Origin of the sequence: Cellulomonas sp. PS-H5 (genome assembly GCF_019265565.1) — a bacterium.
Lineage (GTDB): Bacteria > Actinomycetota > Actinomycetes > Actinomycetales > Cellulomonadaceae > Cellulomonas.
Map to the genome: position 1 here is coordinate 1 of NZ_JAHVCI010000081.1, position 12,553 is coordinate 12,553.

Consider the following 12,553-nt stretch of genomic DNA (forward strand, 5'->3'; position numbering starts at 1 on the left):
GGCGCCGCGCCGGGAGCCGCCCCGGCCGCGGGCGCGCCGGCGCCGGACGCCGCGCCCGGCCCCGAGCTCGTCGCCGCCCCCGTGCACGAGGTGCACCCCGGGTCGGCGGGCCGGTCCCGCACCGGCCGCGTCCTCGCCGCCGTCGGCTCCGTGCTCGCCATCGCGGCGGCCGTCGTCGCGGTCGTGCTGCTCGCGAACCGCCCCGAGACCGACCCCGGGCCGGCGGCGGGCACCGAGTTCCCCGGCCCCGCGAGCACCCTCGGCCAGACCGTGCCCGCGCCGACCAACCTGTTCGGGGCGCGCCAGGCCGACGGCACCGTCGTGTTCACCTGGACCAACCCCGAGCCGCAGGACGGGGACACCTACCTCTGGGGCGTGCGCACCGCCACGGGCGAGCCCCAGCTCGAGATCGCCGAGGAGCCCACCGTGACCGTGACCCCGCCGGCCGAGGGCGGCGAGGTGTGCATCGAGGTCTCCGTCGTGCGCGCGGACCGCCGCGCGTCGACGGTGCCCGCGGAGGGCTGCGCCGCGTGAAGCTCCCCTGGAACCGCAAGAAGGTCGCGTCCACCGCGGCCGTCGTCACCGTGCCCGCGGTGCTCGCGACGCTCGCCCTGGTCAACCCCGGGTTCCCGCTCGCGCAGGTCGACCTCAACGACGGCGCCGTCTGGCTGACGTCCACCAGCACCCTGCAGGTCGGCCGGTACAACGCCCAGGTCGAGGAGCTGAACGCCGGGCTGGTCGCGAGCAGCACCGAGTTCGACGTGCTGCAGGACGCCGGCGACGTGCTGATCGTCGAGGCGGGCACGCTGACCGTGGTCGACCCGGCCGGGGTGACCGCCGCCGCTCAGGTCGCGGTCCCCGCCGGCGCCCAGGTGTCGATGGCCGGCGGCACCGTCGCGGTGATGGACACCGACGGCCAGGCCTGGGTCCGGACGTTCGCCGACCTGCCGATGCTCCAGGTGACGGCCGACGAGCCGGACGCCGACGTCGGCGCCGGCGGCGTCGTCACGGCGTCGGTGACCGGCGACGCGTTCGCCGTGGCGGGCAGCACCGGCGAGGTCACGCGCCTCACGCCGACCGCGGGCGGCGCGGCCACGGCGGAGGAGGCCCCGGCCCTCGGCGGTGCGGTCGAGCAGCTGACCGCCGTGGGCGACGTGCCGGTCGGCCTCGACGGCGACACCGTCCGCACCCCGGGCGGGTCGACGGCCCTCGGCATCGCGCAGCCCGTGCTCCAGCAGCCCGGTCCCGCCGCGAGCACCGCGCTCGTCGCGGGCAGCACCGGCCTGGTCGAGGTGGCGGTGTCCTCCGGCGAGGTCGCCGCCGAGCACGAGGCGGGCGGGGCGGGCACGCCCGCGGCGCCCGTCCGGGTCGGCACCTGCGCGCACGCCGCCTGGCCCACCGCGACGCAGAACTACCTCGAGCTGTGCGCGGACGCGGAGCCGCGGCTGCTCGACCTCGACGGCGTGACCGCGACGGACCACCTGGTGTTCCGGGTGAACCGCCAGGTCGTCGCCCTCAACGAGACCGTCGACGGGCGGCTGTGGCTGCCGCTCGAGGACACCGAGCTCCGCGAGCCCGACTGGTCGGACGTCGTGCCGGAGGAGAAGCCCGAGGACGACACCGACCGGGCCGAGGGCGACCGGACCACCCAGCAGCTGGTCCCCGAGTGCTCGCCGACGAGCGCCGCCCCGAACGCCGTCGACGACCAGTTCGGCGTCCGCGCGGGCCGGACCACGATCCTGCCGGTCATCGACAACGACACCTCCTCCGACTGCGGCATCCTCGTGCTCAGCGAGGTCGACCCGCTGCCCGCCGAGCTCGGCACGCTGCAGCAGGTGTACGGCGGCCGGGCGCTGCAGGTCACCGTGCCCGCCGACGCCACCGGCTCGGCGACCTTCGCCTACTCGATCAGCGACGGCCGCGGCACCACCGCGCCCTCGACCGCGCAGGTCACGCTGACCGTCCGCGACGCGTCGCTGGACGAGCCGCCGGTGCAGGACCGGACCGGCGAGATCCGGGTCGAGCAGGGTGCGACCGCGTCCTACCCGGTGCTCGCCGACTTCTCGGACCCCGACGGCGACCCGCTGACCCTCGTCGGCGCGTCCGCGGAGAAGGGCACCGCCCGGTTCCGCCAGGACGGCACGCTCAGCTACGTCGCCGACGGCGGCGAGCTCGGCCGCGACGTCGTGCACGTCGTCGTGTCGGACGGGACGTCCACCACCGAGGGGACCGTCGACGTCGACGTCCGGGCCATCGGCTCGCTGGACCTGCAGATCGACCCGGTGCACGCCGTCACCTACGTGGACCAGGACGTCCAGCTGCGCCCGCTCGACGCCGTGCGCACCTTCGGCGCCGAGCAGCCGCGGCTGGCCGGCGTCGAGGACGTGCAGGGCACGACGGTCACGCCCGACCTGGAGGCCGGGACGTTCAGCTTCCGCGCCGCGCAGGCCGGCACGTTCTACGTCAGCTTCACGGTGACCGCCGCGCCGCAGCAGGCGACCGGCGTCGCGCGCATCGACGTGCGGGAGCGGCCGGAGCAGGCCGAGCCCCCGGTCGCGGTCGCCGACGACGCCTGGCTGCCCGCGGGCGGTGAGACCACCGTCGACCCGCTGGCCAACGACACCGACCCCGCCGGCGGCGTGCTGGTGCTGCAGAGCGTGTCCGCGCCCGACGGCCTGCGGGTCGCCGTGCGGCAGCGCACCCTCGTCACCATCTCCGCGGTCGGCGCGCTGACCGAGCCGGTGACGCTGCAGTACGTCGTGTCCAACGGCACCGCCAGCGCCACCGGGCAGATCCTGGTCCGCCCGGTGCCGGCGTCCGCGACCCCGCAGCCGCCCGTGGTGCCGAACGTGACCGCCGACGTCCGGACCGGGGGCGTCGTCACGATCCCGGTCCTGGAGGGCGCGTCCGACCCGGACGGCGACGCCATCGCGCTGAAGCCCGAGCTGGCCGAGCCGCTCGGCGACGGCGAGGGCCTCATGTTCGTCTCGGGCGACAACCTGCGGTACCAGGCCCCGTCGTCCCCGATGACCGTGCACGCGACGTTCGTCGTCCAGGACGCGACCGGCATGGAGACGGCCGCGACCGTGACGGTCCGGGTGCACGAGTCCGACCCCGAGACCAAGACCCCGCCGAAGCCGCGCGCCCTCACGGCACGCGTGTTCGCGGGGGAGACCGTGCGGATCCCGGTACCGCTGGTCGGCATCGACGTGGACGGCGACGGCATCACGCTGCTCGGCGTCGCGTCCGCCGGGACCAAGGGCCGGGTCACCACCGTCGGCGCGGACTTCCTGGAGTACGAGGCGCTGCCCGACGAGGCCGGCACCGACACCTTCACCTACGCCGTCGAGGACTGGACCGGCCAGCGCGCCGTCGCCACCGTGCGCGTGGGCATCGCCGCGCGCCCCGGCGACAGCAACCGCGTGGTCGCGCGCGACGACACCATCACCGTCCGCCCGGGGCAGACCGTCGAGGTCCGGGTCCTGGAGAACGACACCGACGTGCTCGGCGGCGAGCTCGCCGTCCGGGACGACCTGGAGGTCGACGAGGGCATCACGGCCTCGCTGTCCGGCAACCGCGTCGTCGTCCGGGGCGACGCCGCGGGCGTGTTCAACATCGGCTACACCGCCGTCAACGAGCGCGGGGCCGTCAACGGCGCCGTGCTGTCCGTGACCGTCGACCCGGACGCGCCGGTGCTCGCGCCGATCGCGCGGGACGTCGTCGTGCCGCCGGTCGACACGGTCGGGCGGACCAGCGTCGACGTCGACGTGCTCGGCGTCGCGCAGAACCCGAGCGGCCCGCTCGGGGACCTGCGGGTCTCCGTGCCCGGCAGCGCGTCGTCGGTGGCCACCGTCCGCGGCGACGGCACCATCACGGTCACCCTCGCCGAGACCGCCCAGACCATCCCGTACCTGCTGACCAACACCACCGCCGAGGACGTCCGCTCCTACGCGTTCATCTCGGTGCCCGCCCTCGGCTTCTTCCCGCCGACCGCCCGCCCGCGTGCACCGGAGCTCCGGGTCGCCGGCGGCGAGACCCTGACGATCCCGCTCGGCGAGCAGGTCCAGGTGGCGCCGGGGCGGACCGCGCAGGTCGCCGACGCCACCGCGGTCACGGCCACGCGGTCGGACGGCTCGTCGCTGGTCGCCGACTCCACCACCGTGCAGTTCCGCCCCGCCGAGGGGTACGTCGGTCCGGCGTCGATCACCGTGCCGGTCACCGATCGCACCGGGGCGGGGGACACCTCCGCCCGGACGTCGGTCATCACGCTGCCGATCACGGTCTACACGCTCGACGACTACCCGCCGACGTTCGTGCCCTCCACCCTGGAGGTCGGGCCCGGCGAGGCACCCACGACGGTCGACCTCCAGGCCTTCACGCAGGGCGTCGAGGGTGCGTCCGGCGCGGACACCTTCACCTACCGGCTGACCGGCGACGCGCCGGCCGGGTTCACCGTGTCGCTCCAGGGGAGCCGGCTGTCGGTCGCCTCCGACGTGGGCACCCCCAAGGGCACCCGCGGCACCCTGCCGATCGAGCTGGGCTACGGCCGCGCCGGGAAGATGGCCGTCCAGGTCGAGGTGCGGACCGTCGCGAGCACCCGGCGGGTCGCCGTGCTCCAGGACAAGGTCGTGAACGACGCCGTCCAGGGGCAGGAGCGCGTGGTCGACGTGCTCGCCGGGGCGTCCAACCCGTTCCCGGACCAGCCGCTGCGCGTCGTCGGCGCGACCGTCGAGACGGCCGGCGCCGGCACCGCGTCGGTGTCCGGCTCCGACGTCGTGATCCGGCCCGCCGCCGAGCTGGTCGGGCAGATGGTCGTGCGGGTGCGCGTCCGGGACGCCACGGACGACAGCGCCCGCGAGGTCGCGTCCAGCATCACGCTGCGCGTGCGGGGGAAGCCGGAGACGCCGGCCGCCCCGCGGGTCGGCGAGGTCCGCGACGGCACCGTGGTGCTGTCCTGGACCGCGCCCTACGACCGCGGCGAGCCGATCAGGGGCTACCGGGTGACGGCGAGCGCGGGCGGTCCGACGACGTCCTGCGCCAGCACCACCTGCACCATCACCGGGCTGACGAACAACGTCGAGTACACGTTCACGGTGGCGGCGGAGAACGCCGTCGGCTGGTCCGACCCGAGCCCGGCGTCCGCAGTGGCGCGCCCCGACACCGTGCCGGACACCCCGGCGGCCCCGTCGCTCCAGTGGGGCGACCAGGAGGTCACGGCGACGTGGGCGGTGCCGAACTCCAACGGGTCGCCGGTGTCGTCGTACACGCTGATGATCTCGCCCGCACCGCCGGGCGGCTCGCCGTCCGTCACGACCAGCGGGACGTCGTACACGTTCCGCGGGCTCAGCAACGGGACCGCGTACACGGTGCAGGTGCGCGCGCACAACCGCGCGCCGGAGCCGAGCGCGTGGAGCGCGGCGTCGGCGCCCTCGACGCCCGCCGCGCCGCCGGAGGCGCCGGACGTGTCGGCGAACCCGGTCGCCTCCGACGAGGGCCGTCGCATCGACGTGTCGTGGACGCCGCCGGCGAACAACGGCGCCGAGATCGACCGGTACCGCCTCGTCATCACCGGCGGGCCCGGCGAGGGCGAGTTCCTGCTGTCCGCGAGCCAGACCACGTACGCCCTGGTGGGCGCACGGAACGGTGCGACCTACACCTTCCGCGTGACCGCGCACAACAAGGCGGACTGGGGGAGGACCGGGGAGACGAGCGCGGTCGCGTTCGGCGTGCCCGGGACGCCCGCGGCGCCGACGTTCGTCGATGCGTCGTCCGACGCCGACCCGGGGCAGGGCTGGCTCCGCGTCGAGTGGCCCGAGGCCGACTGGAACGGTTCGCCGATAGTGCGGTACGAGGTCACCTCGACGCCCGGGTCGACCCAGGTCGACGGTCGGAGGGCGACGATCTGGGGTCTGCCTGGTGGCGCCCGGCCGGCCGTCCAGGTCCGGGCCTGCAACCTGCGCGGCTGCGGCGCGTGGAGCACGACGTACCAGACTCCGGACCCGAGCCCCGTGCGGACACGACCCGCGGCCCCGACGAGCCTCGGCTTCACGACGTCGGCGTCGAGCGGGCAGGGCCGACCGGACCAGGCGCAGCTCTCCTGGGCCGTCCCGACCGACCAGGGCGGGCGACCGGTCGTGAACTACGAGTACCAGCTCTCGGGCGACCGGCTGGACACGGCCTCGGGCCAGATCGCCGCGACCAACGTCGCGGTGAACCCGCTCCGCTGGCGCGGGAACGCGCAGAGCGGCGTGACGCTGACCCTCCGGGTCCGCGCGCAGACCGAGGCCGGCTGGGGCCCGTGGAGCGAGTTCTCCCAGCGCGTCGACTGGTCGGACCCCGTGCCCGAGACGCCGCCGGACGACGGAGGCGGATCCGACACCGGCGGTTCCTCGCCCTGACGCCCGGCCTGCCGATCGGGTGATGGGCCCGCACGACACGACACCACGACAGACAGCACCGACAGGAGACACCCCCCGATGACCCCCGAGCAGTCCGCCTGGTTCGCCGAGACGTTCGCCGGCCTCGTGGGCAACGTGTCCCGCGCGGTCCTGGGCGCCGACCGCCCGGTGCGGCTCGTGCTGACCGCGATGGTCGCCGAGGGGCACGTGCTGCTGGAGGACGCCCCGGGCACCGGCAAGACGTCGCTGGCGAAGGCCATCGCGGCGTCGGTCCAGGGCACCCACCAGCGCATCCAGTTCACCCCCGACCTGCTGCCCTCCGACGTCACCGGCGTGACGATCTGGGACCAGGGGGCGCGCACGTTCCAGTTCCACCCCGGCCCGGTGTTCACCTCGGTGCTGCTGGCGGACGAGATCAACCGCGCCTCGCCGAAGACGCAGTCCGCGCTGCTGGAGGTCATGGAGGAGGGTCACGTCACGGTCGACCGGGACACCCACCCGGTGGGCCGGCCGTTCGTCGTGATCGCGACCCAGAACCCCGTCGAGCAGGCGGGCACCTACCGGCTGCCGGAGGCGCAGCTCGACCGGTTCCTGGTGCGCACCTCGCTCGGCTACCCGGACCGCACCGCGACGGTCGAGATCCTGTCCGGCGCCCGGGACCGCACCCGCGAGCTGGACGCCGTGGTCACCACGGCGGGTGTCGTCGAGATGGCGGAGCTCGCGCAGACGGTGCACGTCGACGGCTCGGTGCTGGACTACGTCGCGCGGCTGATCGAGGGCACCCGCGAGGACCCGCAGACCTCCCTGGGCGCGAGCGTCCGCGGCGGCCTGGCGCTCGTCCGCGCCGCGCGCGTGCAGGCGGCTGCCGCGGGGCGCGCCTACGTGATCCCGGACGACGTGAAGGACCTCGCGGTGCCCGTCCTGGCGCACCGCCTCGTGCTCGACCCCGAGGCCGACTTCCTCGGCGCGACGACCACCCAGGTGGTCGAGCGCGTGCTGTCCGCGACCCCGCCGCCGGTGGCGCGCGCGTGACCAGGGTCGGGGTGCACCCGGGAGGCGCGGCGTGAGGCGCTCGCGCACCCGGCTGTCGGGCGTGGGCTGGGGCGCGGGGCTGCTCGGTGCGGCCGCCGCGGTCGCCGGCGTGCTGCTCGGCTGGGTCGAGCTGGCGGCGCTGGGCGCCGTCGGCGTCGTGGCGCTGCTCGTCGCGCTCGCGATGACCTGGGGCCGGCTGCCGCACGCCGTGCGGCTCGACCTCGCGGACCGGCGGGTGCGTGTGGGGGAGCGGGCGTTCGGCGGGGTGGTCGTGTCGGCCCCCGGCGGTCGGCGGACGCGCGCGGTGCGCCTGGAGCTGCAGGTCGGTGAGGGCCGGGCCGAGCTCGAGATCCCGTCGCTGGCCCCGGGCACCGAGCACGAGGAGCTGTTCGCGGTCCCCACCGACCGGCGCGCCGTCGTGACGGTCGGCCCGGTGCGCGCGGTGCGCGGCGACGCGCTCGGGCTCGCCACCCGGCACGCGGTGACCACGGGCTCGGAGGAGCTGTACGTGCACCCGCGCGTCGTCATGCTGACCGGCGCCGACGCGGGCCTGCTCCGCGACCTCGAGGGCGGCGCGACCCGCGACCTGTCCGACATGGACCTGGCGTTCCACGCGCTGCGCGACTACGTGGTCGGCGACGACCGCCGGTCGATCCACTGGCGCACCACCGCGCGCCGCGGGCAGCTGACCGTCAAGCAGTACGAGGACACCCGCCGCACCCAGACGGCCGTCGCGCTCGCCACCGACCCCCGGGACTACCGGCACGGCGCGGACGACGCGGAGCTGGAGCTCGCGGTCAGCGTGGTCGCCTCGCTCGGCGTGCACGTGCTGGCCGAGGAGCACCCGCTCGCGGTGCTCGCCGGGCCCGGCCGGGTGCGCACCACCGCGCGCCGGCCGCTGCTCGACGACTGCTCCGGCATCACCTGCGGCCCGGACGGCACCGGCTCCCGGCTGCTCGGCCGCCGGGTGGCCCGCGAGGCGCCGGACGTGACGCTCGCGTTCCTGGTCACCGGGTCCGTCGTGCCCGCGGCGGACCTGCGCGCCGCCGCCCGGCACGTGCCCGAAGGCACCCGGACGCTCGTGGTGAGCTGCGTGCCCGGCACCGAGGTCGAGGTCCGCACGCAGCGCACGCTGAGCCTGGTCCGCCTGGGCTCGCTCGACGACCTGCCCCGCGCCCTGCGTCTGGCGGCGGCGGCATGACGACGACGACCGAGAACCCCGTCGCGCCCGGCGCCGTCGCATCCGGCGCCCCGGACACGGCCCCCGGCGTGCCGACGCCGCCCGGCCCGCCCTCGTCCGGGCGCCGTCGTCCCGGTGGCTCCGGGCAGCCCGCGGGCGCGGAGCGGCCCCGCCGCGGCGTCCCGCGCGGGGGCCGGGCGGTCGTCGACGTGCTCGTGCTCGCGGGCGCCGTCCTCGCCGCGCTGACCCCGCTGCTGCCGGTGTACGGCGGCTCGGTGCTGCTGGCCCCGGTGGTCGGCGGTGTCGTGCTCGGCGCGGCGGCCGGCGTGCTGTCGGCGTGGGCGCGCTGGTCGCCGGCCGTGACCACGGCCGTGCTCCTCGCGATGACCGTGGTGCTCGGCGGCCCGCTCGCAACGCCGGACCAGACGGTCGGAGGCGTCGTGCCGACGCTCGCGTCGATCGTCTCCGTGGTCCGCGGGTCGGTGCTGGGCTGGAAGGACGTGCTGACCCTGCAGCCGCCGCTGGGCGGCTCGGGCTGGCTGCTGGTCCCGCCGTACCTGCTGGCCGTCGTCGGGACCGCGGTCGCGGCGCGGCTCGCGTTGGGCTCCGGGCGCGGGGCGCCGGCGGCGGCGCTGCTCCCGCCCGTGGTGCTCGCCGGGGCCGTGCTGCTCGGCACGCACACCACGGTCGCCCCGGTGGCCGTCGGCACCGCGATCGCGGTCGTCCTGCTGGTCTGGGCGTCCTGGCGGTCCGGCCGGCTGCGGGCACGGCGCCCGGTCGCGCTGGTCCTGCTGGTCGCGCTCGCCGGCGGCGCGGGCGTCGCGGCGGGCACCGCGGTCGAGTCGGACCGGGACCGGTACGTCCTGCGCGACGCGCTGCTGCCGCCGTTCGACCCGCGCGACTACGCCAGCCCGCTGTCCGCGTTCCGCAAGTACGTGAAGGACGACGACACCGTCGAGCTGTTCACGGTGCAGGGGCTGCCCGCGGGCGCCCGGGTCCGGCTCGCGACGTTCGACCGGTTCGACGGCGTGGTGTGGAACGTGGCCGGCGACGGCTCGTCCCGCGCGTCGGGCCAGTTCCGCCGGGTCGGCGAGGTCGTCAGCGAGCAGGCCGTCGAGGAGGCCGACGCCGTGGAGGCGTCCGGCACCGGCGGCGAGCGCGCGGAGGTGCAGGTCCAGGTCGACGGGCTGTCCGGCGTGTGGCTGCCGACCGTCGGCGACGCGGTGTCCGTGCGGTTCGACGACACCGAGGCGCAGTCCCGGCTGCGGTTCAACGACGCGACCGGTGCGGCCGTGCTCACCGGCGGGCTGGACGAGGGGCTGACGTACACGCTCGACGCGGTCGTGCCGGCCGAGCCCGACGACGAGCAGCTCGGCTCCGCCGCGGGCAGCGCCCTCGACCTGCCGGAGCCCCAGGGCGTCCCCGACGCCGTGTCGACCGCGGCCGGCGACGCCTCCCGCGAGGCCGAGACGCCCGCGCAGGTGGCCCGCGCGCTGGAGCAGGCGCTGTCCGAGCGCGGCTTCTTCTCCCACGGGCGGACCGACCAGGGCGACTACCCGTCGCTGTCCGGGCACGGCGCCGACCGGGTGGCGACGCTGCTCGGCGGCGACCTCATGGTCGGCGACGACGAGCAGTACGCGTCGGCGATGGCCCTCATGGCCCGCGAGATGGGCCTGCCCGCGCGGGTGGTCATGGGCTTCGTGCCGGGCGACGACGAGGACGCGGCCGCGACGCCGGACGCGCCCCTCGACCCCGACGCCCCGGTGGTCGTGACCGGCGCCGACGTGCACGCCTGGGTAGAGATCGCGTTCGAGGGGTACGGCTGGGTCACGTTCGACCCGACCCCGCCCGAGAGCCAGACGCCGCAGGACGAGCAGGAGACCAGCCAGGCCGACCCCGAGCCGCAGGTCGCGCAGCCCCCGCCGCCGCCCGCCCCGCCGGTCGACCCGCCCGCGGACGACACCGACCAGCCGCAGACGCAGGACGGCGAGGACGAGTCCGCCCTCGCGGTCTGGCAGCGCATCGCGCTCGGCGTCGCCGCCGGGTCCGGCCTGCTGCTGGTGCTGCTCGCGCCGTTCCTCGTCATCGCGGGTCTCAAGGCCCGCCGCCGGCGCCGCCGTCGGCGGGATCCCGTCCCGGTGAACCGGGTCGTGGGCGGCTGGCAGGAGGTGCTCGACCTGGCGACCGACCTGCGCCGCGACGTCGACCCGGTGGCCACCCGCCGCGAGGGCGCGCGGTCGCTGGACCGGGCGTTCACGACCGCGCCGGAGCCGGAGGAGGGGCGCCGCCGGAAGCGTCCCGCGCCGGTGCCGGCCGGCCCGACCCCGGCCGGGGTCGAGGCGGGCGCCGCGGTGGTCGCGCTGGCCGACCGTGCGGACGCGGCCGTGTTCGGCGCCGCGGCCCCGACGACGGCGGACGCGCGGGAGTACTGGGCGGAGGTCGACCGGACGCTCGCGTCCATGCGGGCGGCGACGCCCCGCAAGCAGCGGTGGCGCGGGCGGGTGGCGACCCGGTCGCTGCGCCGGTCCGAGCGGCGCCGGGCCGCGGCGGCCGCCGACCGGGCGCGGCGGAGCGTGCCGGACGACCGGGAGAAGCGGGGGATCAGGGGACGACGGGCACGACGAGCGGACGGAGCGGACGGATGAGCAGCACCACCGGCGGCGTGGTCCCGCCGAGCGCACCCCCTGCGCCGGTCGGGCGCCGCGTCGCGGCGTACCTCGTGGACGCCGCGCTGACGTCGATCGCCGCGGCGCCGCTGTGGCTCGCGTGGGCGCCGGCGTTCGCGGCGACCGTGCGCGCTGCTTCGGACGCCGGGGCCGGCACGGTGCCCGAGCCTGCCGCGCCGTCCGGGGTCCTGCTGGCCGTCGGGGCGGTGCTGCTCGCCGCCTGGGCCGTCGCGCAGTGGGTGTGGAACGGCACCCGCGGCTGGACCGTCGGGCGCCGGCTGCTCGGCCTGCGGCTCGTCGACGTCCGGTCCGGCCGGCCCGTCGGGCTCGGTCGGGCGTTCGTCCGGGCGCTGATCGTCGCCCTGGGCTCGCTGGCGTGCGGCGTGGGCCAGCTCGTGGTGCTGCTGTCGCCGCTGTTCGACTCGTCGGGGCGCCGGCGCGGCTGGCACGACCGGGTGGGGGAGGGCGTCGTCGTCGACGTGCGCGGGCTCGTCCCCGCCCGTCGGGTGGCCGACTGGCCGGCGCGCGCGGACCGGACCGCCGGTGCCGACGCGCCCGCCCTGCCCGCACCGCCCGCGGGTCACGGCGGGGACGCCCCGGCGTGGCCCTCCGTGCCGCACCCCGCGGCACCGGGTGACGCGTGGGCGGGCGAGCCGACCGCCGCGGGCGTCACGCCGACCGTCGACCCCACCCCGTCCGAGCCCACCCGCACGCGGTGGAGCGCGCTCGCCGCCGACCGCCGGCTCGACGCCCCGGGCCTCGTGCTGCCCCCGCTCGGCGGACCCGGCCTGGGACCGGACCTCGACACCCGGCAGATCCCGGTCGTCCCGGCGGCCGTCGTGCCCGCGCACCCGGCGGCGCCCGTGCCGCTCGCACCCGGACCGGACGCCGCCGCGCCCGCGTCGGGACCGGCGGCGCCGGCTCCGGCGCCGCCGGACGTCCCGGCTCCGGGCGCTCCGGGTGCGGCACCCGGGTACGTCGCGGCCCCGGCGGCGCCCGCCGCGACGCCTGCGTACCCGTCGGCCCCGGCGAAGCCCGCGTACCCGTCGGCCCCGGCGAAGCCCGCGTACCCGTCGGCCCCGGCGGCGCCCGCAGCGGCGTCCGCTTACCCCGCCGCCTCGGTGCCGCCCGCGCCGGCCGGCCCGGCCTCCGGCGAGCAGGCCGCCTGGCGTGACGCCCTCGGCCCCGTCCCGGAGCCCGTGCCGACCGAGCCGCCGACGCGCACCGGCCGGCACGCGGTCGTGCCGGGCGCGCCGGTGCACCCGGACGCCCCGCCG

The 12,553-nt window shown here is 77.2% G+C and carries 5 protein-coding genes and 1 pseudogene; all 6 read left to right on the forward strand.

Annotated features, from left to right (window positions below):
- A pseudogene (locus J5O08_RS19200) lies at positions 1-534 on the forward strand (serine/threonine protein kinase); the annotation flags it as partial.
- A complete protein-coding gene (locus J5O08_RS19205; protein WP_218708495.1) occupies positions 531-6,398 on the forward strand; it encodes an Ig-like domain-containing protein in 5,868 nt (1,955 codons plus the stop codon). The pseudogene J5O08_RS19200 and the gene J5O08_RS19205, both read left to right, overlap by 4 nt.
- A gap of 78 nt (positions 6,399-6,476) precedes the next feature.
- Positions 6,477-7,430: a MoxR family ATPase gene (locus tag J5O08_RS19210; RefSeq protein WP_217617106.1), complete on the forward strand. Its 954-nt coding sequence runs from the start codon at positions 6,477-6,479 to the stop codon at positions 7,428-7,430.
- Between the two features lie 31 nt (positions 7,431-7,461).
- On the forward strand, positions 7,462-8,631 hold the full coding sequence (locus J5O08_RS19215; protein ID WP_218708496.1) for a DUF58 domain-containing protein: 1,170 nt from the start codon (positions 7,462-7,464) through the stop codon (positions 8,629-8,631).
- Positions 8,628-11,255, forward strand: a complete 2,628-nt coding sequence (locus tag J5O08_RS19220) for a transglutaminase domain-containing protein (protein WP_218708497.1) — start codon at positions 8,628-8,630, stop codon at positions 11,253-11,255. Before J5O08_RS19215 ends, J5O08_RS19220 begins: the two co-directional genes overlap by 4 nt.
- Positions 11,252-12,553: RDD family protein (locus tag J5O08_RS19225; RefSeq protein ID WP_218708499.1), on the forward strand; the 1,302-nt coding region annotated here is incomplete at its 3' end. The genes J5O08_RS19220 and J5O08_RS19225, both read left to right, overlap by 4 nt.